Annotated in this window: 16 protein-coding genes and 2 pseudogenes; 10 read left to right on the top strand and 8 right to left on the bottom strand. The window is 72.2% G+C overall.

Features of this window, described 5'->3' with window-relative positions; all coding sequences use genetic code 11:
• Positions 1–38: 38 nt before the first annotated feature.
• Together QTQ03_RS01430 and QTQ03_RS01425 are read left to right on the top strand one after the other, a co-directional pair.
• Positions 39–3,143 carry a M14 family metallopeptidase gene (locus QTQ03_RS01430; protein ID WP_289276342.1) on the top strand — a complete coding sequence of 1,035 codons (3,105 nt, stop codon included), beginning with the start codon at positions 39–41 and terminating at the stop codon, positions 3,141–3,143.
• 97 nt (positions 3,144–3,240) lie between these two features.
• A complete protein-coding gene (locus tag QTQ03_RS01425; RefSeq protein ID WP_289276341.1) occupies positions 3,241–4,170 on the top strand; it encodes an NAD(+)/NADH kinase in 930 nt (309 codons plus the stop codon).
• A 161-nt stretch (positions 4,171–4,331) separates the two neighbouring features.
• On the opposite strand, the gene pgm is transcribed toward QTQ03_RS01425, so the two are convergent.
• Both pgm and glgC read right to left on the bottom strand, forming a co-directional pair.
• Positions 4,332–5,978 carry a phosphoglucomutase (alpha-D-glucose-1,6-bisphosphate-dependent) gene (pgm, locus tag QTQ03_RS01420; RefSeq protein WP_289276340.1) on the bottom strand — a complete coding sequence of 549 codons (1,647 nt, stop codon included), beginning with the start codon at positions 5,976–5,978 and terminating at the stop codon, positions 4,332–4,334.
• A gap of 52 nt (positions 5,979–6,030) precedes the next feature.
• Positions 6,031–7,263 carry a glucose-1-phosphate adenylyltransferase gene (gene glgC, locus QTQ03_RS01415; protein WP_289276339.1) on the bottom strand — a complete coding sequence of 411 codons (1,233 nt, stop codon included), beginning with the start codon at positions 7,261–7,263 and terminating at the stop codon, positions 6,031–6,033.
• Positions 7,264–7,331: 68 nt separating this feature from the next.
• Between glgC and glgA the strand changes: the two genes are divergently transcribed.
• From glgA to glgB, 3 genes and pseudogenes are all read left to right on the top strand, one after another.
• Positions 7,332–8,567, top strand: coding sequence for a glycogen synthase (gene glgA / locus QTQ03_RS01410; protein WP_353890551.1), 1,236 nt, complete (start codon positions 7,332–7,334; stop codon positions 8,565–8,567).
• A gap of 40 nt (positions 8,568–8,607) precedes the next feature.
• Positions 8,608–10,690, top strand: a pseudogene (locus QTQ03_RS01405) (alpha-1,4-glucan--maltose-1-phosphate maltosyltransferase).
• Positions 10,678–12,780 carry a 1,4-alpha-glucan branching protein GlgB gene (gene glgB / locus QTQ03_RS01395; protein ID WP_289276336.1) on the top strand — a complete coding sequence of 701 codons (2,103 nt, stop codon included), beginning with the start codon at positions 10,678–10,680 and terminating at the stop codon, positions 12,778–12,780. The pseudogene QTQ03_RS01405 and the gene glgB overlap by 13 nt, the downstream one beginning before the upstream one ends.
• A 121-nt stretch (positions 12,781–12,901) precedes the next feature.
• Here glgB and QTQ03_RS01390 read toward each other — a convergent pair whose 3' ends face one another.
• Positions 12,902–13,945, bottom strand: a complete 1,044-nt coding sequence (locus QTQ03_RS01390; RefSeq protein ID WP_289276335.1) for an App1 family protein phosphatidate phosphatase — start codon at positions 13,943–13,945, stop codon at positions 12,902–12,904.
• Positions 13,946–14,093: 148 nt separating this feature from the next.
• On the opposite strand from QTQ03_RS01390, the gene QTQ03_RS01385 reads away from it, so the two are divergent.
• The 4 genes from QTQ03_RS01385 to QTQ03_RS01370 all read left to right on the top strand — a co-directional run bounded on the left by QTQ03_RS01385 (position 14,094) and on the right by QTQ03_RS01370 (position 18,419).
• Complete coding sequence (locus QTQ03_RS01385) at positions 14,094–15,707, top strand: hypothetical protein (RefSeq protein WP_289276334.1); 1,614 nt, start codon at positions 14,094–14,096, stop codon at positions 15,705–15,707.
• 63 nt (positions 15,708–15,770) lie between these two features.
• A complete protein-coding gene (yaaA, locus tag QTQ03_RS01380; protein ID WP_289276333.1) occupies positions 15,771–16,568 on the top strand; it encodes a peroxide stress protein YaaA in 798 nt (265 codons plus the stop codon).
• Positions 16,569–16,673: 105 nt separating this feature from the next.
• A complete protein-coding gene (locus tag QTQ03_RS01375) occupies positions 16,674–17,342 on the top strand; it encodes a hypothetical protein (RefSeq protein WP_289276332.1) in 669 nt (222 codons plus the stop codon).
• A gap of 120 nt (positions 17,343–17,462) precedes the next feature.
• Entirely contained in the window at positions 17,463–18,419 is a 957-nt protein-coding gene (locus QTQ03_RS01370; protein WP_289276331.1) for a TAXI family TRAP transporter solute-binding subunit, read from the top strand.
• 40 nt (positions 18,420–18,459) lie between these two features.
• Here the strand turns inward: QTQ03_RS01370 and QTQ03_RS01365 are convergent, their stop codons facing one another.
• Entirely contained in the window at positions 18,460–19,896 is a 1,437-nt protein-coding gene (locus QTQ03_RS01365) for a sensor histidine kinase (RefSeq protein ID WP_289276330.1), read from the bottom strand.
• A gap of 6 nt (positions 19,897–19,902) precedes the next feature.
• Positions 19,903–20,559: a response regulator transcription factor gene (locus QTQ03_RS01360; RefSeq protein WP_289276329.1), complete on the bottom strand. Its 657-nt coding sequence runs from the start codon at positions 20,557–20,559 to the stop codon at positions 19,903–19,905.
• A gap of 361 nt (positions 20,560–20,920) precedes the next feature.
• Between QTQ03_RS01360 and QTQ03_RS01355 the strand changes: the two genes are divergently transcribed.
• A complete protein-coding gene (locus tag QTQ03_RS01355; RefSeq protein ID WP_289276328.1) occupies positions 20,921–21,469 on the top strand; it encodes an acyltransferase in 549 nt (182 codons plus the stop codon).
• 60 nt (positions 21,470–21,529) lie between these two features.
• Here the strand turns inward: QTQ03_RS01355 and QTQ03_RS01350 are convergent, their stop codons facing one another.
• The 3 genes and pseudogenes from QTQ03_RS01350 to QTQ03_RS01340 form a co-directional block, all read right to left on the bottom strand.
• Positions 21,530–22,813 carry a nucleotide sugar dehydrogenase gene (locus QTQ03_RS01350; protein WP_289276327.1) on the bottom strand — a complete coding sequence of 428 codons (1,284 nt, stop codon included), beginning with the start codon at positions 22,811–22,813 and terminating at the stop codon, positions 21,530–21,532.
• A gap of 5 nt (positions 22,814–22,818) precedes the next feature.
• Positions 22,819–23,178, bottom strand: a pseudogene (locus QTQ03_RS01345) (glycosyltransferase family 2 protein); the annotation flags it as partial.
• A 32-nt stretch (positions 23,179–23,210) separates the two neighbouring features.
• Positions 23,211–24,785 (bottom strand): glycosyltransferase family 4 protein, encoded by a 1,575-nt coding sequence (locus QTQ03_RS01340; RefSeq protein ID WP_289280625.1) that lies wholly within the window; start codon positions 24,783–24,785, stop codon positions 23,211–23,213.
• Between the last annotated feature and the right edge of the window lie 180 nt (positions 24,786–24,965).

The raw sequence follows: 24,965 nt of genomic DNA, 5'->3' as shown, positions 1-24,965 counted from the left end.
AGGCTCGCGGGACAGGTCCTTCCACCCCAGGAGGCGCGATGAGGCGCACACGGCTGGCCATCGCCGGCGTGTTCACTCTGGTCGGCGCGCTGGCGCTGACCGCACCGGCAAGCGCACGGCCACCGTCCGATCCGGTCGGCCGCGATGGTCTGGAGGTGTACGTCGGCACGGTCAGCCCCAAACAACTGGAGAAGCTGCGCCACGCCGGGGTCGACCTCGACCACGGGCACACCGAGACCGACCGCACCGGTGACACCCGGATCGAGACGGTGCTCAGCAGACGGCAGGCGGCCCGGCTGGCGAGCCAGGGCGTGCAGCTGGAGGTCAAGAAGGTACGCGGCAAGAACGCCTCCCAGGCGCTGCGCGAGCAGGCGGCCACCGGCTGGTCGGCGTTCCGTTCCTACAGCGAGCCCGGTGGCATCCGGGACGAGATCACCGCCACCGCGGCACGGTACCCGAGGCTGACCAAGGTGGAGACCATCGGCCGGACGGTGCAGGGCAAGCCGATTCTCGCGGTCAAGGTCACCAAGAACGCGAGGAAGGTCCGCGACGGCAAGCGGCCGGCGGTACTCTACGCCAGCGCCCAGCACGCCCGAGAGTGGATCACGCCGGAAATGACCCGGCGGCTGATGCACCACGTGCTCGACAACTACGGCACCGACCCGGAGATCACCCGACTGGTGGACACCACGGAGCTGTGGTTCGTGCCGGTCGCCAACCCGGACGGCTACGACCACACCTTCACGCCGGGAAACCGGCTGTGGCGCAAGAACCTGCGGGACAACGACGGCGACGGGCAGGTGACCACCGCCGACGGCGTCGACCTCAACCGCAACTTCGGCTACAAGTGGGGCTACGACAACGAGGGCTCCTCCCCCGACCCGAACAGCGACACCTACCGCGGCCCCCGCCCGAACTCGGAGCCGGAGACCACGGCGCTGGACCGGCTGTTCCGGCGGGTCGGCTTCGAGTTCTTCGTCAACTACCACTCCGCCGCCCAACTGCTCCTCTACGGCGTGGGCTGGCAGGTCAGCACTCCCACACCGGACGACGTGATCTACGAGGCGATGGTCGGTGACGACGCCAACCCGGCGGTGCCCGGCTACGACCCGGACATCTCCGCTGAGCTGTACACCACCAACGGCGACACCGACACGCACGCCACGGTCCGCTACGGCACGCTCGGCTTCACCCCGGAGATGTCGACCTGCCAGGCGGCGGCGGCCTCCGACCCGGACGACGAGTGGGTCCCGGAGGACTGCGTCAGCGGCTTCATCTTCCCGGACGACGAGGATCTGATCTCGGCCGAGGTGGCGAAGAACCTGCCGTTCGCGCTCGCCGTGGCCAGGTCCACGCACGACCCGGACGACCCGGTGTCGGTGGTGGGTCGCCGCACCCCGGACTTCGTGGTCGACAGCTTCGACACCTCGTACGGGCGGGACCAACAGGTCGCCTCGATCGTCCGACGGGCGCTGAAGAACGTCCGGATGCACTGGACGGTCAACGGCGGCCGGCCGAAGACCGTCAAGGTCACGGAGTGGCACGGCGGCGAGCGGTACGGCAACACCCATGACGACTACTACGCCGAGCTGCGCGGCAAGGTGACCGGGACCCGGCCGGGCGACACGGTCGAGGTCTGGTTCTCCGGACGCAAACCGGGGGCCGGGACGGTCACCAGCGAGCACTTCACCTACCGGGTGCACGACGACGTCGGCGGCGATGTCCTGGTGCTCGCGATGGAGGACGTCACCGGCCTCAGCCCGGCCCAGGGCGGCACCAGCGCGAAATACGCCGAGGAGATGACCGCCGCGCTGACCGCGGCCGGCCGCACCAGCGACGTGTACGACTTCGACGCGATGGGCCGGAAGGCCCCGCACCCGCTGGGCGTGCTGTCGCACTACCGGACGGTGCTCTGGGAAACCGGTGACGACGTCATCCTCCGGGCGCCGGGGCAGGTGCCCGGCACCACCGCACGGGCGGCACTGGACACCGAACTGGCCGTCCGGGACTATCTGAACGAGGGCGGCAAGCTGTTGCTCAGCGGCAAGTACGCGCTGTTCGCGCAGGCCGCCAACGGTTCGTACGGGTACCAGCCGAACGGTCCGGCGGAGTGCACCGACCCGGACGACGACACCTGCCTGCCGTTGCTGAACGACTTCCAGCAGTACTGGCTGGGGGCGTACACGTACGTCAGCGACGGGGGCTCGGGCGCCGACGGCCCGTACCCGGTGGCGGGCGAGGACGGACCCTTCGCCGGCTTCGCCGGCACCCTGAACGCGCCCGGTTCGGCGGCAAACCAGGACCACACGGCGTCGTTCCTCACCACGTCGAGCTTCCTGCCGCCGGATCAGTTCCCGCAGTTTGCCAGCTCGGCACCGGTCGGCTGGGCCCGCCCGGGCGCGGCGCCGTTCGACCCGCGCACCGGCGCCTGGTACCTGTGGAGCGGGCAGGCCGACGAGTCGTACAAGCGGCTCACCCGCACCGTCGACCTCACCGGCGCCACCAACGCCGAACTGCGCTTCTTCGCCTCGTACGACATCGAACCGAACTGGGACTACCTGTTCGTCGAGGCACACGAGGTGGGCAGCGACGCGTGGACGACGTTGCCGGACGTCAACGGCAAGACCGGCACGGACACCGGGAGCAGTTGCACCTCCGGCTGGGTCGAGCAGTTGCACCCGTGGCTCGCCCGGTACCAGGATGCGGACTGCTCGCCAACCGGCACCACCGGCAGCTGGCACGCCGCGACCAGCGCCTCCAACGGCTGGCAGGAGTTCGTGGTCGACCTGTCCGGATACGGCGGCAAACAGGTCGAGGTGTCGATCTCGTACGTGTCGGACTGGGCCACCCAGGGCCTCGGCGTCTTCCTCGACGACGCCCGCGTGGTCGCCGACGGCGCGACGGTCGGCGAGACCTCGTTCGAGACCGACCTGGACGGCTGGACGGTGGCCGGCCCACCGCCGGGCTCGGCGGGCAACGCCACCGACTGGTCGCGGAGCCGACAGGCGTTCGAGGAGGGGTCGGCGGTGGTCACCACGGACACCATCTACCTCGGCTTCGGCCTGGAGGGGCTGGCCCCGGCGGCCCGGGACGACCTGGTCGAGCGGGCACTGACCCACCTGACCGGGGCCGCCCGCCACTGACGGTTCCCCACCGGGTGTGCCGGCGGTCCGGGTGGACCGCCGGCACACCTGCCGTTTCCGCCCGCCGGGCCGGCCCCCGATGTGGTGAGCTGGGAACATGGATCGGATCCGGCTCGGGCTGGTGCTGCACCCGACCCGGGACGTCACCGAGGTGGTCGGCATCATCGTCGACTGGGTAGCCCGGCACCGGATGACCCTGGCGGTCCGGGCCGAGGACCGGCACCGGGTACCCGCCACGGTGGAACCGCTCCCCGCCGACGAGGTGCCCACCACCTGCGACGCGCTGATCAGCATCGGTGGGGACGGTACGATGCTCGGCGCGCTGCGCTCCGCGGTCCGCGACCCGAAGCCGGTGCTCGGCGTGCACCTGGGCCGGCTCGGTTTCCTGGTCGAGGTGGAGCCGCCGGACCTTCCGGCCGCGCTGGAGCGGCTGGCGAACAAGAACTTCACGGTGGAGCGACACAGCTGCCTGGTCTGCGACGTGTGCGGCGACGACATCGTGGCCTTCAACGACGTCGCGCTGGTCCGGCAGCCGGGCGCGGGCTTCGTCAACGCCACGCTCGGAGTGGACGGGCAGCGGTACGGCTACTACCGCTGCGATGCGCTGGTGGTGAGCACGCCGACCGGGTCGACCGCCTACAGCTACGCGGCGGGCGGGCCGCTGGTCTCGCCGGCGAGTGACGTGGTGGTGGTGACGCCGTCCGCGCCGATGGCCGGGATCTCCCGTTCGGTGATCCTCTCCCCCGACGAGCGGATCCGGCTGGAGCTGGCACCGGATTCCGCGCCGGTGGCGGTGGAGATGGACGGCCTGGTGATCCGGGACGCGGCCACCGAGGGCGCGATGGAGGTGACCTACCGCCGCGACGCGGGTCTGGTGGTCCGCCTCGATCCACGCCGCTACCAGCAGCGCAACCAGCTCAAGCTGAGCCTGCTGGACCTGCCCCTGCTGCCCGACCAGCTCCGCGAGCTGCTCCCGGAGAGCCTGCGCGAGCAGCTGAGCCGCCGCGAGCTTCCCCCGCCCCGCTGACCGCAGCACCACCGGCATCTCGCCCGGACGTCACGAGCGGCAAGGCCGACGCGGGGCACGGCTTTGACGCGGTCACCACTGCCGCGTCCCGGCGCAGCGGCCGGCGGGGCAGGACCGGGGTGGGCCGCCGACGCGTGGCTCCGGTCGGTGCGGCGACCCGCTCACCCCTTGGCGAGCACCGAGGACACCAGGTCCTTCGCCTCCTGCTGGATCCGGGTGAGGTGTTCGGGCCCCTGGAAGGACTCGGCATAGATCTTGTAAACGTCCTCCGTGCCGGAGGGGCGGGCGGCGAACCAGCCACTCGCCGTGACGAGCTTCAGGCCGCCGATCGGGGAGCCGTTGCCGGGCGCCGTGGTGAGCGTGGCCGTGATCGGCTCCCCGGCCAGCTCGGTTGCCGTGACCTGCTCCGGCGAGAGCTTGCCGAGCACCGTCTTCTCCGCGCGGCTCGCCGGCGCGTCGATCCGCGCGTACGAGGGTGCACCGAACCGCCCGGCCAACTCCGCCCAGTGCTCGCTGGGGGTGCGGCCGGTGGTGGCGATGATCTCGGCGGCGAGGAGGCACAGCAGAATGCCGTCCTTGTCGGTGGTCCAGGTGCCACCGTCCCTACGCAGGAACGAAGCGCCGGCGCTCTCCTCACCGCCGAAGCCGACCGAGCCGTCGAGCAGCCCGGGCACGAACCACTTGAAACCGACCGGCACCTCCAACAACGGACGCCCGAGGTCGGCGGCCACCCGATCGATCATGGACGAGGAGACGAGGGTCTTGCCGACCGCGGCGGCCGGACCCCAGTCGGTACGGGTGCGGAACAGGTGCGCGATCGCCACGGCGAGGTACTGGTTGGGGTTCATCAGGCCGCCGTCGGGGGTGACGATGCCGTGCCGGTCGGCGTCGGCATCGTTACCGGTCGACACCTGGTAGTCCGCGCGGGCGGCGATCAGCGACGCCATCGCGTTCGGCGACGAGCAGTCCATCCGGATCTTGCCGTCCCCGTCGAGGGTCATGAACCGCCAGGTCGGGTCGACCGTCGGGTTCACCACGGTCAGGTCGATCCGGTGCCGCTCGGCGATCTCGCTCCAGTAGCCGACGCTCGCGCCGCCGAGCGGGTCCGCCCCGATCCGCACCCCGGCGGCGCGCACCGCGTCCAGGTCGAGCGCAGCCGGCAGGTCGTCCACGTAGCGGGTGAGGAAGTCGTACGACCCGGTGGTGTCGGCGACCCGCGCCCGGGCGTACGGCATCCGGCGCACCTCCTTGAGCCCGGCGGCGAGGATCGCGTTCGCACGGTCCTGGATCCACCTGGTGGCGTCCGTGTCGGCCGGGCCGCCGTGCGTGGGGTTGTACTTGAAGCCGCCGTCGTCCGGCGGGTTGTGCGACGGGGTGATCACGATGCCGTCGGCGAGGCCGCTGGTCCGGCCCCGGTTGTGGGCCAGGATCGCGTGCGACACCGCCGGGGTCGGCGTGTACCCGTCGCGGCTGTCCAGCAGGACGGTCACCTCGTTGGCGGCGAGCACCTCCAGCGCGTCGACCGCGGCCGGGGCGGAGAGCGCGTGGGTGTCCCGGCCGAGGAAGAGTGGGCCGTCCGGGCCACGCTCCCGCCGGTAGTCGCAGAGCGCCTGGGTGACCGCGAGGATGTGGTCGGAGTTGAAGGCGTTGCGCAGCGACGAGCCCCGGTGGCCGGAGGTACCGAAGGAGACCTGCTGGGCCGGGTCGGTCGGGTCGGGGTGTTCCGCGTAGTACGCCGTGACCAGCATCGGCACGTCGACCAGATCGGCCGCCTGGGCGGGCTGGCCCGCGCGGGGACGGGTGCTCACGGTGCCTGCCTTTCGTTCACGACTGCGGGGCTCGCAAGCTCACTCCTCGTGCTCACGGTTCCACCTTCTGACCTTTGCCGATGACGACGATGCCGTTGTCGGAGACGGTGTAGCGCTGTCGGTCCCGTTCCAGGTCCACGCCGATCTCGACGCCCTCGGGTACGCACACGTTCTTGTCCAGGATGGCCCGGCGGACCACCGCGTGCCGGCCGATCTCGACGCCCTCCATGAGCACGGCGCTGTCGACGTGCGCCCAGGAGTGCACCTTCACCTTGGGCGAGATAACGGAATTCTCCACCAGTGAACCGGAGATCACCGCTCCCGGCGAGACCATCGACGCCACCGCCCGGCCGACCCGCTCGCCCCACTGGTGGACGAACTTCGCCGGCGGGAACGGCGGCTGCTCGGTGTAGATCGGCCAGTCGAAATTGTAGAGATTGAACACCGGATGGACGTTGATCAGGTCCATGTGGGCGACGTAGAAGGAGTCGAGCGTCCCGACGTCCCGCCAGTAGCCGCGGTCGCGATCGGTGTCGCCGGGCACCTCGTTGTCCCGGAAGTCGTAGACGTTCGCCTCGCCGCGCTCGACCAGCATCGGGATGATGCTGCCGCCCATGTCGTGCTTGCTGGCCTTGTCCTCCGCGTCACGCTCCACGGCGTCGCAGAGCGCCTTCGTGGTGAAGACGTAGTTACCCATCGAGGCGTAGACCTCGTCGGGCGAGTCCGGCAGGCCGATCGCGTCGGTGGGCTTCTCCCGGAAGGCCCGGATCCGCCGGCCGTCCTCGCCGACCTCGATCACCCCGAACTGGTCGGCGCTGGACAGCGGCTGTCGGATGCCAGCCACGGTCACGTCCGCGCCGGAGTCGATGTGCTCCTCCACCATCTGCCGCGGGTCCATCCGGTAGATGTGGTCGGCGCCGAAGACGATCACGTAGTCGGGCTGCTCGTCGTAGATCAGGTTGAAGCTCTGGTAGATCGCGTCGGCCGAGCCGGCGAACCACCACGGGCCACGACGCTGCTGGGCGGGCACCGGTGTCACGTAGTTACCGAGCAGAGTCGACATCCGCCAGGTCTTGGTGATGTGCCGGTCCAGCGAGTGGGACTTGTACTGGGTCAGCACGACGATCTTACGGTAGCCGGCATTGGCCAGATTGGAGAGAACGAAGTCGACCATGCGGTACATCCCACCGAACGGGACGGCCGGCTTCGCCCGGTCCGTGGTGAGCGGCATCAGGCGCTTGCCCTCCCCACCCGCCAGAACGATCGCGAGCACCTTGGCAGCCATGTCCCGACGCTATCTACCCTGCCGCCACTTCACCACTCGTACGGGCATGATTCCGCAGCCGGTGCGGCGTGGATTTCTGCACTAGGGTGCCGAGCATGACCGACTCCGCCGGGCTCCGCGTCGACCTGCTCACCCGCGAGTACCCGCCCGAGGTGTACGGCGGCGCCGGGGTGCACGTCGAGTACCTCGCCCGGGAGCTACGCCGCCTCGCCGACGTACGGGTCCACTGTTTCGGTGCGCCGCGAAACGAGCCCGGGGTCACCGCGTACGCCGATCCGGCCGGCCTGGCCGGCGCGAACGCCGCGCTGCGGACGATGGGGGTGGACCTGGCGATGGCCGCCGGGTGCGCCGGCACCGACGTGGTGCACAGCCACACCTGGTACGCGAACCTCGCCGGACACACCGCGAAGCTGCTGTACGGGGTGCCACACGTGGTTACCGCGCACAGCCTGGAGCCGCTGCGCCCGTGGAAGGCCGAGCAGCTCGGCGGCGGGTACGCGCTGTCGTCCTGGTGCGAGCGGACGGCGGTGGAGGCGGCCGACGCGGTGATCGCGGTCAGCGCGGGGATGCGGCAGGACGTGCTCACCGCCTACCCGGCGGTGCACCCGGACCGGGTGCAGGTGGTGTACAACGGCATCGACACCGAGCAGTACGCTCCGGACCGCGGCACCGACGTGGTCGACCGGCTCGACATCGACCCGGCCCGCCCCAGCGTGGTGTACGTCGGCCGGATCACCCGGCAGAAGGGCCTGCCCTACCTGCTGCGGGCCGCCCGGAAGCTGCCCGCCGACACGCAGCTCGTGCTGCTGGCCGGGGCGCCCGACACACCGGAGATCGCGGCCGAGGTAGCGGGGTTGGTCGCCGAGCTACGGGCCACCCGGTCGGGGGTGGTGTGGGTGGCCGAGATGCTCCCCAAGCACGAGGTGATCCAGGTACTCACCCACGCCACCGTCTTCGTCTGCCCGTCGGTCTACGAGCCGATGGGCATCGTCAACCTGGAGGCGATGGCCTGTGAGACCGCGGTGGTGGCCACCGCCACCGGTGGTATCCCCGAGGTCGTGGCGGACGGCGAGACCGGGCTGTTGGTGTCGATCGAGCAGGCCGGCGACGGCACCGGTCGGCCGCTGCACCCGGAGCGGTTCGTGGCCGACCTGGCAGCCCGGATCAACGAGGTGCTGGCCGACCCCGGGCGGGCCGCGGAGTTCGGGCGGGCCGGGCGGCGGCGCGCGGTGGAGCACTTTTCCTGGGACAGGATCGCCCAGCGGACGCTGGAGGTGTACCGGTCGGTGGGCGGGGCCGGCTGACCCCCGAGCGCGCCGCGATCTCGCGCAGTAGGTTGAACCGGTGACTGGACGGTTCCCGATCGAAGACGTCTCTCCCGTCGTCTCCTGTGGTCGCTACCCGGCCAAAGCGGTCGTCGGCGAGCTGATCCCGGTGTCGGCCCGCGCCTACCGCGAGGGGCACGACGCGTTGGGCTGCAATGTGGTCTGGCTCGGCCCGGACGGGCGGGCACGCCCGTTCACCCGGATGCGCCCCGGCGAGCCGGGCCACGACCGTTGGCACGCCGCCATCCGGCCGGACGCGGTCGGCGAGTGGGCGTTCACCGTCGAGGCGTTCGCCGACCCGTACCGGACCTGGCAGAACGCGGTGACCAAGAAGATCGCCGCCGGCCAGGGCCCGGCGGATCTGGCCAACGACCTGGCCGAGGGGGTTCGGGTGCTGACCGGCGCCGCCGAGTTGGTGCCCGCCGCCGACCGAAGGCAGGTGGCCGCCGCGATCGCCACGCTGGCCGACCCGGCGTTGCCGCTGGACCGACGGGTCAGCCCCGCCCTGGACCTGGCCGACCTGCTCTGGGAGCATCCGGTCCGGGAGTTGGTCACCACCGGTGACGAAAACCGCCTGTGGGTCGACCGGAAACGTGCGCTCTTCTCCGCCTGGTATGAGTTCTTCCCCCGCTCGGAGGGGGCGAGATCCGCCACCTTCGACACACCGGCCCGCTCCGGCACCTTCGCCACCGCCGCGCGACGGCTACCCGGCGTGGCGGCGATGGGCTTCGACGTGCTCTACCTTCCGCCGATCCACCCGATCGGCCGGGTCAACCGCAAGGGCCGCAACAACACGCTCGTCGCCGGGCCGGACGACGTGGGCTCGCCCTGGGCGATCGGCGCCGCCGAAGGGGGCCACGACGCCGTGCACCCCGACCTGGGCACGCCGGAGGACTTCCGGAACTTCGTCGCCGCCGCCGCCGAGCAGGGCCTGGAGGTGGCGATGGACCTCGCGTTGCAGTGCGCTCCGGACCATCCGTGGGTCACCGAACACCCGGAGTGGTTCACCACCCGCGCCGACGGCACGATCGCGTACGCGGAGAACCCGCCGAAGAAGTACCAGGACATCTACCCGCTGAACTTCGACAACGATCCGGAGGGCATCCGCGCGGAAATCCTACGGGTGGTGCTGCACTGGGTCGGCGAGGGCGTGAAGATCTTCCGGGTCGACAACCCGCACACCAAGCCGGTGGACTTCTGGCATCGGCTGATCGCCGAGGTGAAGCAGGTCGACCCGGACGTGCTCTTCCTCGCCGAGGCGTTCACCCGACCGGCGATGATGCACGGGCTCGGCAAGGTCGGCTTCACCCAGTCGTACACGTACTTCACCTGGCGCACGTCCGCCGCGCAGATGCGGGAGTACTGCGCGGAACTGGTCGCGGCGGTCGACTACATGCGACCGAACTTCTGGCCGAACACACCCGACATCCTGCACGAGTCGTTACAGCACGGCGGCCCGCCGATGTTCAAGATCCGGGCGGTGCTGGCCGCGCTGCTCTCCCCCTCCTGGGGCATGTACGCGGGCTACGAGCTGTTCGAGCACGTGGCCCGCCCCGGCGCCGAGGAGTACCTGGACAACGAGAAGTACGAGCTGCGCCCCGGGACTGGGCGGGCGCCCAGGCACAGGGGCGTTCCCTCGCGCCGTTCATCGCCGCCCTGAACCGGATCCGGCGCGACAACCCCGCCCTGCACCAGCTACGCAACCTGGTCTTCCACGAGATCGACAACCCGGCGCTGCTCTGCTGGTCCAAGCGTGACGCGGACACCGGCGACACGGTGATCGTGGTGTGCTCCTTCGATCCGCGGGGCGTGCAATGGGGCAACACCACGCTGGACATGCCGGCGCTGGGCTTCGACTGGCACGAGCGGTTCGCCGTCCACGACGAGCTGACCGGCGCCGGCTACGACTGGGGGCAGCGCAACGCCGTCCGGCTCGACCCGTACCTGCAACCCGCGCACGTGCTCACCGTGCGCCATTCGGCCCCGCCCGCGCCGGTACCGCCGGCCGCCGCGTCCGCCGACCTCACCGTCGCCCCCGCCCTGGCGAGCTCTCCGCCGGCACCGCACCCACGCGTAAGGACGATTCCCGATGGACCAGCTGATCGCCGGCCATACCCACGACCCGCACGCGGTACTCGGGGCGCACCCGGCCGGCGGGCGTACCACGATCCGGACGCTGCGGCGTGGCGCCGGTGACGTCGGGGTGCTCGTCGACGGAGAGCGGCACCCGATGAAGCGGGTACACGACGCCGGGATCTTCGAGACGGTCGTCCCGGGCGAGGTGCTCGACTACCGGGTGGACGTCGACGGGCAGGTGCACGACGACCCGTACCGCCACCCGCCGACGCTGGGCGAGCTGGACCTGCACCTCATCGGTGAGGGCCGGCACGAGCGGCTCTGGGAGGTGCTCGGCGCCCGGGTCTTCGACGAGGGCGTCGCCTTCAGTGTCTGGGCACCCAACGCGCGCGGGGTCCGCGTCGTCGGTGACTTCACCGGCTGGGCGCCGGACGACGGCTGGCCGATGCGGTCGCTCGGGTCGAACGGTGTGTGGGAGGTCTTCGTGCCCGGCGCGGTCGTGGGCGCCCGCTACAAGTTCCGGATCCTCGGTGCCGACGGAAGCTGGCGGGACAAGGCGGACCCCCTCGCGGCATCCGCGGAGGTGCCGCCGGCCACCGCGTCGGTGGTCTATCGGTCGACGTACGAGTGGCGCGACGCGGCCTGGCTGGAACGGCGGGTGAGGCGCGAGCCGCACCGCCACCCGATGAGTGTGTACGAGGTGCACCTCGGCTCCTGGCGGCCGGGCCTCGGCTACCGGGAGCTGGCCGAACAGCTGACGGCGTACGTGACCGAGCTGGGCTTCACCCACGTGGAGTTCCTGCCGGTGATGGAGCACCCGTTCGGCGGCTCCTGGGGATACCAGGTCACCGGCTACTACGCCCCCACCGCACGCTTCGGCAGCCCGGACGACTTCCGGTACCTTGTCGACACCCTGCACGGCGCCGGGATCGGCGTGATCCTCGACTGGGTACCGGCGCACTTCCCCCGCGACGAGTGGGCGCTCGCCCGGTTCGACGGCCGCCCGCTGTACGAGCACCCCGACCCGCGCCGCGGCGAGCACCCCGACTGGGGCACGTACGTCTTCGACTTCGGCCGCCGCGAGGTACGCAACTTCCTGGTGGCCAACGCGCTGTACTGGTGCGCGGAGTTCCACGTCGACGGGCTGCGGGTGGACGCGGTGGCCTCGATGCTCTATCTGGACTACTCCCGCGGCGAGGGCCAGTGGGTCCCCAACCGGTTCGGCGGCCGGGAGAACCTGGACGCGATCGCGTTCATGCAGGAGACGAACGCGACGGTGTACCGGCAGCACCCCGGAGTGGTGATGATCGCCGAGGAGTCCACGGCGTGGCCGGGAGTGACCCGGTCAACGGACACCGGCGGGCTCGGCTACGGATTCAAGTGGAACATGGGGTGGATGCACGACACCCTGCTGTACACGTCGAAGGACCCGATCTACCGGCAGCATCACCACCACCAGCTCACGTTCTCCCTCGCGTACGCCTGGAGCGAGAACTACGTGCTGCCGATCAGCCACGACGAGGTGGTGCACGGCAAGGGTTCGCTCGCGGGCAAGATGCCCGGCGACACATGGCAGCGGCTGGCGAACGTGCGGGCGTTGCTGGCGTACATGTGGGCGCACCCGGGTAAGCAGCTGCTCTTCATGGGCTGCGAACTGGCGGACGACCGGGAGTGGAGCGAGGAACGCGGCCTCGACTGGTGCCTGCTGCACGACCCCGGCCGGGCCGGGGTGCAGCGGCTGGTCCGCGACCTCAACACCGAGTACCGGGGCACCCCCGCACTGTGGGCGCAGGACACCGAGCCCGCCGGGTTCCGCTGGATTGCCGGGGACGACGTCGCCAACAACACCGTCTCGTTCGTTCGCATCGCCCCGGACGGCGCGACGCTGGTCTGCGTGGCGAACTTCTCGGCGCTTCCGCTGGAGGGGTACCGGATCGGGCTGCCCGCCGGCGGGACGTGGGCGGAGGTGCTCAACACCGACGCCCACCACTACGGCGGGTCGGGGGTGGGCAACCTCGGACAGGTCCGCGCCGAGGACGTGCCCTGGCACGGGATGCCGGCGTCGGCGGCGCTCCGGGTGCCCCCGCTCGGCGTGCTGTGGCTCCGCCCCGCCTAACGGAGTTCCTCGGTATTCCTGACCGACATATTATGACGGCCAGGAATACCCTGTCAGGTCAGTCATGGTCGAGACGCGGTCAGCTTCGCGCGGTGACCACCGGCGTCGGGCCGGTCCGACGTCAGACCAGGCCCGCGTCCCGCAGCAGTCTCCACAGGCCGGCGCCGTCCGGTGCGGAGAGCCACTTCTGCCCCACCGGGCCGGCCGACGAGCTGTTGCCGGCCGGGTGGGGCAGGCTACCGGCGAGCACCGCCTGGGTGGGTGACAGCCGGCGGATCGCCACCCCGGCCACATTCTCCGGGTGGGCGGCGGCGAACTCCCGGTAGATCTCCTGGTCGTGCTGCCCGTCGTCACCGACCAGCAGCCACTTCACCCGGGGAAACTCCCGGGCCAGCCGGGCCAGGGTGGCCCGCTTGTGCTCACGGCCGCTGCGGAACCACCGGTCCGCCGTCGGGCCCCAGTCGGTGAGCAGCAACGGCCCGGCCGGGTAGAGGTGCCGGGACAGGAAGCGGGTAAGGGTCGGCGCGACGTTCCACGCCCCGGTGGACAGGTAGAACACCGGAGCGCCAGGGTGGGCGGTCACCAGCCGCTCATAGAGCACCGCCATCCCGGGCACGGCCGCGCGGGCGTGCTCGTCGAGGACGAACGTGTTCCAGGCGGCGAGCAACGGCCGGGGCAGCGCGGTGACCATCACCGTGTCGTCGATGTCGGAGAGGATGCCGAAGCGCACCTGCGGGTCGACGATGCGCACCGGCGCCTCCACCGGCTCCGCCTCCGCCCCGCTGATCCGCACCGCACCCCAGCCGGGCGGCAGGTCCGCCGGCACGACCGTGTCGACGAAGCCGCTGCGGTCGGTCCGCGTCTCGTGCCGCACCCCGCCGGACTCGATCGCCACCGTCACGTACTTCGCCGGCAGCGTGGTGAAGCTGCGCCAGCCCCGGACCTTCTCCAGCCGGCCCCGCTGCCGGTTGTCCGGACGCCCCAGCAGCACCCGGCACATCACGCGTACCCAGCCGGGGGCGCCGTAGCCGGCGTAGGCGATGATGTTGGTACGCCAGCCGGTCCGCCGCAACCGGCGTTCGACCAGGTGGTGAACGGCGTCCTCGATCCGCGCGGCCCGATGCAGGTGGGGAACGGCCAACTGGCCGGCGGGAGTGGGTGGCACGCTGCCACCCTGCCACAACCGGCGCGCGTCGGCCACGCGTGACGCCGGGCCCGCACCAGGGTGCCACCGCCCGTCCGGGCCGAACCGGCCCGCTGCGCCGCAACTGCGTGCCAGACTCGGGGTCGGGACGACGACGGGGGCGTTGGTCGTGTCGCTACATCAGCCACTGGGCGGGCGGTGGCGCCCGCAGCTGGATCGGCCTGCGCTCGTCGCGCTCGTGCTCGGGGCGGCCGGCGTCGGGTACCGGTTCGTCCTCACGCTGCACACCGTACCGGGAGCGAACAGCGACGAGGCGACGTTCGGCCTGGCTGCCCTGCACATCTCCGAGGGCCGGGAACACCCGGTCTTCCTCTACGGGCAGCGCTACATGGGGATGTTGGAGTCCTACCTGGCGGCGCCCCTGGTCGCGCTCGCCGGACCGAGCTGGCCGGTGCTGCGGCTGCCGCTGCTCGTGCTGTACGGGCTGTTCCTCTGGCTGATCCACCGGCTGACCCGCCGGATCGGCTCGCCCTGGTTCGCCACGCTGGTCGTGGGGCTGCTGGCGCTGGGCTCCGAACGGGTGGTGCGGGACCAGCTGACCGTGGTGGGCGGCCGCCCCGAGGTCAAGGTGGCGGTGCTGGTGATGCTGCTGGTCGCCGTGGGGTTGGCCCGGGGCACCATCCGGCACCGCTGGTTCGCCGTGGGCCTGTTCGGCCTGCTGGCCGGGGTCGCCGTCTGGTCCGACTGGCTGATCCTGCCCTACGTCGGTGCCGCCACCCTCACGCTGCTCTGGGCGGCGCGCCGCGAGCTGCTCGGCTGGGCGGGCACGCTGCTGGTGGCCGGGTTCGCGGTCGGTATCGCCCCGATCATCCGGGACAACCTGCTCGCGCCACCCGGCGAGAACTCGCTGTCGGTGTTCCGCGAGATCGGCGCCCGGCCCGAGCCGGCCCCGCCTTGGTCGCAGCGAGTCTCCGGGGCGGTGCTGGAGGGGATACCACTGGCCACGGGACTCTGCCCGGTCTCCGGCTGCGGCCGCTGGCAGGCGTTGTTCGGGTTGCTCTACCCGGTGCTGCTGGCGGCCGCCGCCGTGGTCGCCGTGGTCGCGTACCGCCGGGCCGCCGGCCGGGCCGGGCGGATCGCGCCGGTCGTACACCTCGCGCTGGTCGTCGGGGCGGCACTGACCCTGGTGGCGTACGCCCGCAGCCCGCTCGCCGCCATCGACCCGCTGGCCAACGTCCGCTACCTGTCGGTGCTGCAGCTGTCCCTGCCGGCGGTGCTGTGGCCGGTGTGGCGGGCGGCGGTGCCCGCCTGGCGGGGCAGCGCCGGTGCGCTCCGCCGGCTCACCGGTGCCGTCGCGACGGCTGCCCTCGCCGCCCTCGCCGCGGCCGCACTAGTGGTCACGGTGCTGTTCGCGGCCGTCGGCACCGGGGCCACCCGAACCGAGGAACGGGCCGCCCGGGACCTGGCCGACGCGATGCGCGCGAACGGCCCCCGGGAGGTGTACGGCCACTACTGGACCTGCAACCGCCTGATCTTCAACACCCGCGAGGAGGTGGTCTGCGGGGTGCTCGACGAGGGTTTCACCCCTGGCCAGAACCGCTACCCGCCGTACTGGGACCGGGTCGCGGCAGCCGACCGCCCGGGGTACGTGGTGGAGTCCGGCTCGTCGCTGGAGCGGCGGCTGCGCCGGCTGCTGGGGGACCGGGCCGACGCCGCACTCGTCGTCGAGGTCGGCGGATATCGCGTTTACCACCCGGAGACGCCGGTGCGGCCCTGGCGGTAGCGCCGGGACGTAGGCTGGCGGCCGCCGGCGCGACGGGCGCCGAGGCCGATCGAGGAGTCGCCGATGCTCATCCTGCTGCCGCCCTCCGAGGGGAAGGCCGACACCGGCAGCGGCCGGCGGCTGGACCTCGCCCGCCTCACGCTGCCGGACCTGACCCCGGCCCGCGAGGAGGTGCTGACGGCGCTGGTCGCGCTCTGCGCCGCCGGCGACGAGGAGGACGCCCTGACCGCGCTGGGCCTGAGCCCGGGACAACGCGGTGAGCTACGACGCAACGCCCGGCTGCGGGAGGCCGCCACCGCACCGGCCGAGCGCCGCTACACGGGGGTGCTGTACGAGGCCCTCGACCTCGCCTCCCTGCCCCCGGCGGCGCTGCGCGCCGCCCGCCGCACGATCCTGATCAGCTCCGGTCTCTGGGGCGCGGTCCGGCTCACCGACCGGATCCCGCCCTACCGCTGCCCGATCGGCGCGCGACTGCCCGGGGTGGGGGCGCTGTCCGCGTACTGGCGACGCGCCCTGGCCCCCGCGATGGCCGCGGCGGCCGGGAACGGGCCGGTGCTGGACCTGCGCTCCGGCGGGTACGCGGCCACCTGGGCCCCACGCGACGCGACCGCGGCCCGCACGGTCACCGTCCGGGTGCTGCACGAACGGGAGGTCGACGGAGTGCCCGTCCGGTCGGTGGTCAGCCACTTCAACAAGGCGACCAAGGGACGGCTCGTCCGGGACCTGCTGACCGCCGGAGCCCGGCCACGCACCGCCGACGGCCTGCTGACCACGCTACGGGACCTCAAGTATCCGGTGGTGGAACACCCGACCAAGGCCGGTCGGCCGCGCCAGGTCGATATCGTTGTCACCGAGTTGTAGGGGTGGCGACGCGCAAGATTTCCTCAAGCCTGGGCCGGATGTGTTCCACCGGCGGGGTGCAGCGACGACGGTAGGAGAACCCGACGTCGCGAAGGAGTCCCCGAGGTGGAACCCATCCTGCTCGACCGGCCCCAACCGCCGTCGACTCCGCCACCACTGGACTGGCTGACCCTGGCCGACGCGTTCGAGTCCGCCTGCCTGCTGCGCTGTGTGACCCCGCCGGCAGCGGTCGGGCCCCGGCATACCACACCCGCGTACCGGCCCGGAATCGTCGAATTCAACCGGGAGGACGCCGCCCAGCGGATGCGGCAACTGCTCGACCGGCTCGGTATCCCGGTCACTCACGAACGCGCCGTCGGGGGGCTACGCCGCCGCTACGAGCTGCACCGCCTCACCGTGCCGGCCGCACACCGACACGCGTACGCCACCGCGCTGGCAGCCGGCTGGCGGCAGGGGCGGCGCGAGCTGCTCGGTGGTCCGGCGCCCGGCGCCTCGGCCGCCCGGCGGATGTGGCGATCCCGCCTCGCCGCGGCGGCCTGGCGGGCCGCGCTGCTGGCCGGCGGCCGGCACGTACGCCGGCACATCCTCGGGGTCCGGCTCACCGACCGGGAACTGGCCGCGGTTCTGATCCGGGGAGCCGCCCTGCTGGACGTGCCGGCGCTGCTCCGCCCCGGCACCGGCTGCTTCCTTGTCAGCGTCGCGTACGGCCCGGATCGCGAGCGCATCCTGGCGGCCGCCGAGCTGGGCCCCGCGGTCGCGCCACGGGAGGCGTGATCGCCGCGACGCCCCGGAACGACGACGTACCGCGGCCGGCTGGGCCTGACCGCCGGCAGGATCCCACCGCCGCCGGGTGACAGTTGCGGCCAGCGGCCCTCGGGCCGCAGAGTGCAACCTGTGAAACCTGTCCGGCCCGCGTGGGGCTCGCGTCCCACACCAGCGGTACTCGTCGCCCTGCTCCTCACGGTGCTGCCGAGCCTCACCGCGTGCCGGGAGGACATCCGCGCGCCGGTACAGATCCGCATCGCCACCGGCAGCCCCACCGCGGTCTACCACGCCTTCGGGCAGTCGCTGGCCGCCGTCCTCAACCGGGAGCTGCCAAACGTGCAGGCCAGCGTCGTGGTGACCGCCGCGTCGGCGGAGAACGTACGGCTCGTCGGCGCCGGCGCGGCCGAGCTGGGCTTCACCCAGGCCGACGTGCTGCCCGCCGCCCCGGGCGTGGACCCGTCGGTGGCCGCGGTCGCCCGCGTCTACGACGACCTGCTGCACCTCGTCAGCACCGCGGCCGGGGAGGTTCACACCCTGGCCGACCTGCGAGGAAAGCGGGTGTCGGTGGGCGCCCCGGGCTCCGGGACCGAGATCACCGCGTCCCGCCTGCTCGACGTGGCGCGACTCGGCGGCGACGGCGTCCGCCGAAACCGGCTGGGCCTGGACGACTCCGTCGCCGCACTACGCGAGGGCCGCATCGACGCGTTCTTCTTCTCCGGTGGCCTACCGGTCCGCGCGGTCACCGAGCTGGCTAGGGACCGGCACATCCGGGTCGTCGACCTGGGCACCTGGACCGAGCCGCTGCGCGCGCAGCACCCCGAGGTCTACGTCTCCCGGGACATCCCGCGCTCGGTGTACGGGGTGGACCCGGTCGCCACGGTGGCCAACCCGAACTTCCTGATCGTCCGCGCGGACCTGCCGGAGCGGCTGGTCCGGGAGGTGACCCGGCTGCTCATGGAGCGGCGGAAGGAACTGGCCGCGGCCCACCCGGCGGCCGGCCGGATGAGCCCCCGCTCGGCCATCACCACCGCGCCCCTGCCCCTGCATCCGGGCGCCATCACCTGGTACCGCGCCGCGAAGCCGTGAGCGAGATCCCGCAGACGCCTGCGGGCAGCGGAGGACCCGCTCACCGTCCTTCGCCGGTGGCGACGGAGCCAGTGGGCTGACCAGGCTGGTCGGATTCGGCGGGCAGCTCGGCGGGCGCCGGGAACCACAGGGTGGCGGTCAGGCCGCACGGCGAGTTCGGGCGCATGGTGAGCCGTCCGCCGGAGGCGTCGACGAGAACCGCGACGATGGTCAGCCCGAGCCCCGCACCGTCGACGTTCTGCACCTCTGGTGCCCGCCAGAACCGCTCGGTCGCCTGGCCGAGCTGGCTGGCCGTCATGCCCGGACCGGTGTCGCGTACCTCCAGGGTTGTCCCGCCCTCATGGGTCCGGACCGCCACCGTGACCTCGCTCCCGGCACCACTGAACTTCACCGCGTTGTCGACGAGCGCGTCGAGTGCCTGGTCGACGGCGGTCGGCACGGTCCGGGCGTACGCCGGGGCGTCGCCGGTGGCGAGGCGCAGGGTGACCGACCGGCGGCGGGCAAGTGGCGCCCACGCCGCGACCCGGCTGGCGGCGATCGCCGCCGCGTCGACGGTGACCCGCAGGTTCTCCGTCCGCTCGGCGCGGGCCAGGGTGAGCAACGCGTCCAGGACGAGGGCCAGCCGGTCGGTCTCCTCCAGCGCGAGCTGGTGCTCGGCCTGCCCCTGCGCGTCCGTGAGGGTGGGTCCCAGCTCCTCCACCCGCAGCCGTAGCGCCGTCAACGGGTTGCGGAGTTGGTGGCTGGCGTGCGCGACGAACGCCCGTTGCCGGTCCATCACGTCCGAGACCGCGTCGGCCATGTGGTTGAAGCTCGTCGCGAGCCGGCGCAGCTCCGGCGGGCCGGGCCGGTGCTGCACCCGGGCGCCCCGATCCCCCTCGGCGATCTCGTGGGTCACCGCGTCCAGCTCGGTGACCGGGCGCAGGACCCACCCGGCCAGCCCGAACGCGGTGAGCACGCAGGCCAGCACCGCGAGCAGGCCGGTGCTGGCGAGCAGCAGCCACCAGGCGGTGACGACCCGCCGGACCGACGCGGCGGAGGTGGTGGTGACCACCGCGCCGAGCACCTCACCGCCGTCGTTGATCGGCACCGCGACCACGATCGGCCCGTCCACCCACGGCCACACCGAATCCGGCCCGCTGGCCTGTTGTCCGGAAAGCGCCACGTCGAGGGCCGCCCGGGTGCCCGGTGCGGGCCGCCAGCTGGCCGACGCCACGATGGTACGGCGGTCCCGGTCGACGACGGCCGCGCCGATCCCGTACAACTCGTCGTAGCTGTCCAGCTCGTTGTCGAGCGGGCCGGGGATGCCGCCGCGCAGCGCCGGACCGGCCAGCGAGGCGAAGCGGGTGGCGTCGGCGAGCCGGTCGGCGCGGACCCGCTCGGTCTCCCGGCTGGCCAGGGTCGCCGCCAGTGGCGTCTCCAACGCGATCAGGACCAGCACCATGAGCAGCAGGTAGCTGATGACCAGCCGGCGTCGCACCGTCGCTCACCCGCCGCGCAGCCGGTAGCCGACCCCGCGCACGGTCTCCACCAGGCGGGGATCGCCGAGCTTGCCGCGCAGCGACCCCACGTGCACCTCGACCGTGTGCCGGTCGGCCCAGGTGGTGCCCCAGGCGTCGAGCAGGATCCGGTCGCGGGGCACCGCCACGCCGGGCTGCCGGGCCAGGGAGAGCAGCACGTCGAACTCCTTGCGGGTCAGCGCCACGTCGCGGTCGTCGACGTGCACCGTCCGGGCCGCCACGTCGATCCGGACCGACCCCACCTCGATCAGGTTTCGCTTTGGCGCGGCATGCGCGGCGCGGCGCAGCACGGCCTCGATCCGGGCCTGGAGCTCCACCATCGAGAACGGCTTGACCACGTAGTCGTCGGCGCCGAGCCGCAGCCCGAGCACCCGGTCCCGCTCCTCGCCCCGGGCGGTCACGGCGATGATCCCGAGCTGACTGCTGCGGTGGCGCAGCTTTCGGCAGAGGTCGGTGCCGTCGCCGTCGGGCAGGGTGAGATCGAGCAGAACCAGGTCGCACGGGGCGGCGGAGAGCGCGGCAGCGACCGTCGCGGCGTGTTCCACCTCGTACCCCCGCCGGGTGAGCGCGGCGGAGAGCGCGGCAGCCACCCGGCGGTCGTCCTCGACCAGCAGGATGCGCACCCGGGCCCCCAATCGTCAGCGTCGCCGACCACGAATGGTGACAGACGGCGGCGACAAGCGGGAGGGGCGGCCCTTCGCCGGCGCCGTCCCCGGACCACGAGGACGGCCTCGTTCACCTGTCCGGACCGCTGCCGGTGCCGGCGGTGGTGGCCGCGGCAACGCTGCCGGCCGCCGACCCGGCCGACGACGCGGTCGCGGCGCTGCTCGGCTGAGCGGATCGCTATGCTACGCCGAGTCCGTCCGCCCGGACGGCGACGTTGCGGGCGGTGCCGGTTGGCGGCGCTCCGACGGCCGCGGCTGGTGGTTCCGGGCGATTCCCCGAGCGGCGCGACGCCGCGTCCTCCGACCGATGCGAGTTGACATGACTGACACCAACAACCGGCCGCCGGTCTTCGTCCACCCCAGCGCCGACGTGGAGTCCGGCGCCCAGGTCGGCGACGGCACGAAGGTCTGGCACCTGGCCCACATCCGGTCCACCGCAATGGTGGGCGCGGGCTGCGTCATCGGCCGCAACGTGTACGTCGACGCCGGGGTCACCGTCGGCGACCTGGTGAAGATCCAGAACAACGTCTCGGTGTACCAGGGTGTGACGATCGAGGACGAGGTCTTCGTCGGCCCGTGCGCGGTCTTCACCAACGACTTCCGGCCCCGCGCGCAGAACCCGGACTGGACCATCACCCCGACGCTGGTCCGCCGGGGCGCCTCCATCGGCGCCAACGCCACTCTGGTGTGCGGGATCGAGGTCGGCGAGTACGCCATGATCGCCGCTGGGTCGGTGGTGACCAAGGATGTCGAGCCGTACCAGCTGGTGGCCGGGAACCCCGCCCGCCCCAGGGGCTGGGTCGACGCCAAGGGCGAGGTGATCTCCCGCGACGTGGACAACCCGCCGCCGGGGCTCGCCGAGGGCTGAGGCGAGACGCGACCGGGCCCCGACCGTACGGTCGGGGCCCGGTCGCGTGGGTGAGCCGGGTCAGCCGCCGATGACGACGCGACGGACGTCCGCCCAGCGGGCCGGGTCGGTGACCCGCCTGCCGTCCACCAGCACCCGCACCGACGGCAGGTCGCTCGCGGCCAGGGTGCGGTACTCGGCGTGGTCAGCCTGGATCACCGCAGCCGTGACCTCCTGACCCTCGTGCGGCGGCAGGCCGTGCGCGGCCAGTTCCTCCGAGGTGTACATCGGGTCCGACACGTACGGCTTGGCACCGCGGGCGCGCAACGCCTCCACGATCGGGAAGACGCCGGAGAACGCCGACTCCTTGACCCCGCCCCGGTAGCTGGCGCCCAGCACCAACACCTCGGCGTCGGCCAGTTCGCCGTATGCGGCGGCGAGCAGGTCGACGGCGTACTGCGGCATCATCGCGTTCGCCTCCCGAGCCGAGCGGACCACCGTGGCCGCCGGGTCGTTCCACAGATACATCCGCGGGTAGATCGGGATGCAGTGCCCGCCGACGGCGATGCCCGGGGTGTGGATGTGGCTGTACGGCTGGGTGTTGCACGCCTCAATGACCTTGAGGACGTCCACCCCGACGCTGTCGGCGAACCGGGCGAACTGGTTGGCGAGACCAATGTTGACGTCCCGGTACGTGGTCTCGGCGAGCTTGGCCAGCTCGGAGGCCTCGGCGGAGCCGAGGTCCCACACGCCGTTCGGGCGGGCCAGGTCGGGGCGCTCGTCGAAGTCGAGCACGGACTGGTAGAACTCCACGCCGTGCGCGGCGGAGGCCTCGTCGATGCCGCCGACCAACTTCGGGTAGCAGCGCAGATCGGCGAAGACCCGGCCGGTGAGCACCCGCTCAGGGCTGAAGACCAGGTGGAACTCCGTGCCGGCGGTCAGGCCAGAGCCCTCCTGGAGCATCGGCGCCCAGCGGTTGCGGGTGGTACCCACCGGCAGCGTGGTCTCGTAGCTGACCAGCGTGCCCGGCTTGAGCCCGCGCGCGATCGCCCGGGTCGCGTCGTCCATCCACCCGAAGTCCGGCACGCCTTCGGCGTCGACGAACAGCGGAACGACGACCACGACGGCCTCGGACTCGGCGACCGCCGCGGCGGTGTCGGTGGTGGCCGACAGCAGACCGGCGGCGACAACCTCCTTGAGCTTGTCGTCCAGGTCGGCCTCGCCCGGGAACGGCACCGCCCCGTTGTTGACCAGGTTGACGACCCGCTCGGACACGTCGGCACCGAGCACCCGGTGCCCCTTCGTCGCGAACTGCACGGCCAGCGGCAGCCCGATCTTCCCGAGCGCTACGACGCAGATGTTCATGACTACTACTTTCCTCCTAGTGGAAGCCTGCGCCGCAGGCCGGCCATCAACCGGCGCGGCGTGACGGGTGCTACGGCGATGACAAGCTGGCCCTTGTGGTCGGTGGTGGTCAGGAGGTGCAGCCGGGCGCCCCGGCGCAGCACCGCCCGCGGGGCACCGCGCAGCGCAGCCACGCCGGTGGCGCCGGACGCGTCCGCGTGCGCCCGGATGGTGCGCAGCTCGCCAACCGGGCCGGCGCCGTCCGGCAACCGGTCCAACGGAATCCGGGCCCGCACGGTCGCGCCCGTGGCATCCGGAACCACCGAGACGGTATCGCCGGTCGCATCGCCGCCGATGAGCCGGACGGCCGGCACCGGTTCCGGCAGTAGTCGCAGTTGCCACGCCGGAACCCACCAGGTCACGTGTCCACCGCGAGCGCGGACCGTGGATCGCCCAGAGCGGGCTCGCCCGCCCTGCCTGGCGTGGGAGGACGCATCGGCAGCAGCCGGTGGTAGACGGCGTCCAGCACCGCGGCCTGCGCCTCCCACGTCCAGCTCTGCAGCAGGCCCGGGCGGTCGTAGGCCGCCCGGTAACGCTCCGGGTCGGCGAGCACCGCACGGACCGCCCGGACGTAGTCGTCCACGTCCTTGGCCCGGAACACCTCACCCTGGCCCGTGGTCCGTACCATCTCGGCCATCGTCTTCACGTCGCTGACCACGATCGGCAGCCGAGCGTGCGAATACTCAAAGAACTTGTTACTCAATGCGATCTCGTGGTTGGGCAGGTGAATCAGCGGACTCACCGCAGCGTCCCCAGCCGACAGGAACCGCGCGACCTGGTCGTACGGCACGTACGGCAGGACGTGCACCCGGTCAGCGACACCGAGCCTCACAGCCCGGGCCAGCAGCCCGTCGATCGACGGCGTCGAGGACTGCCCCGGCGGCAGGGAGACCAGGGCGATGTGCACCCCCGGAAGCTGAGACAACCCGTCGACCATGACGTCCACCCCCCGCACCGGGGCGATGCCACCGGAGTAGGCCAGCAACGGCGTGCCGCTGCCGATCCCGCAGAGCGAACGCAAGTCCGGAACATGACCCACATCTCCCAGGTGAGCATCGCCCATACTGGGCGCGTTCATCACCACCGCAGGACGCTCGGTTAGCCCGTGCTCCCGCACGAGCAGGTCGGCCAGCGCCTCCGAGACCGTGACCACCGCGTCGGCGACCGTCGCGTACTCCCGCTCGTGCGCCCGGTTGGCAGGCAGCCAGCGGGCGTTGTCCTGCCGGGGCCGCAGGCCCGGCAGGAACTCGTGGGCGTCCCACACGACCTTGATCTCGTGGCCACGCGCGGCGGCGCGGATCTTCACGCGGGCGGCGACGCCCAGCATCCGGAAGTCGTTGGCGTGGATCAGGTCAGGGCGTAGATCATCGAGCACCGGGCCGAACGCAAGCTCCCAGTCCCACAGACCGGGCTCCAGCTTCCGCCAGGCGCCACCCCCTTTGACCACCTGCCAGAACGTCGTGTACGCGCGGTCCCACGGGTTGCGCAGGCGCCGCCGGCGACGGGCCTGGGTCAGCATCCAGTGGCGGGCCGACACCCACTTGCCGGCCACCCGGGCGATCATCTCCTCGGCACGCAACGCCCGGCGGCGCAGCTCCAGCCGGGGCGTTGCCTGGTTGGCCACGGCAAGCTGCGCGGCGCGGACCGCAAGGTCCGCCCGCCAAGCCTTCACGCTCTGCTGCCGATGCGCGGCGATGCCGTTCGGCGGGTATGCCAGGGGCCAGCGCAGCCAGGCCCGCCGGAACTCGTGCCGCCGGCGATGGAGCGGATCCGACATGGGAATCAGGCGCACCTCGGCCCCACCGAGCCGCCAGCTCTGCGCCGGTCCGCCGGGCGAACGACCCAGCAAGATCACCTCCCACCCGGCCTCTGCCGCCGATCGGGCCGCCTTCTGCACCCGCGAGTCGCCGTGCACACCGTTGTCGACCAACATGACAACCCGGCCACCGGTCCCCGACGCCACGCCAGCACCATCGCCCTTCATTCTCCGCCCCTCCGCTGCACCGGTCCCGCTGAAGAACGCGGCGAGTCTACGGCAACCACACCCGTCCGGTTCTCCATCGGCAGGACGCTAAGCTGCCCGCGACCAGGGTGTTCCACCGGCTCCCGGACG

It is taken from the genome of Micromonospora sp. WMMA1363, assembly GCF_030345795.1.
Lineage (GTDB): Bacteria > Actinomycetota > Actinomycetes > Mycobacteriales > Micromonosporaceae > Micromonospora.
This window is presented reverse-complemented; position numbering and strand designations above follow the sequence as displayed.

Coding starts and splice junctions, on each gene's coding strand:
- QTQ03_RS01430 (WP_289276342.1), top strand. CDS start 39: ATGAGGCGCACACGGCTGGCCATCGCCGGCGTGTTCACTCTGGTCGGC.
- QTQ03_RS01425 (WP_289276341.1), top strand. CDS start 3,241: ATGGATCGGATCCGGCTCGGGCTGGTGCTGCACCCGACCCGGGACGTC.
- glgC (WP_289276339.1), bottom strand. CDS start 7,263: ATGGCTGCCAAGGTGCTCGCGATCGTTCTGGCGGGTGGGGAGGGCAAG.
- glgB (WP_289276336.1), top strand. CDS start 10,678: ATGGACCAGCTGATCGCCGGCCATACCCACGACCCGCACGCGGTACTC.
- yaaA (WP_289276333.1), top strand. CDS start 15,771: ATGCTCATCCTGCTGCCGCCCTCCGAGGGGAAGGCCGACACCGGCAGC.
- QTQ03_RS01355 (WP_289276328.1), top strand. CDS start 20,921: ATGACTGACACCAACAACCGGCCGCCGGTCTTCGTCCACCCCAGCGCC.
- QTQ03_RS01350 (WP_289276327.1), bottom strand. CDS start 22,813: ATGAACATCTGCGTCGTAGCGCTCGGGAAGATCGGGCTGCCGCTGGCC.
- QTQ03_RS01340 (WP_289280625.1), bottom strand. CDS start 24,785: ATGTTGGTCGACAACGGTGTGCACGGCGACTCGCGGGTGCAGAAGGCG.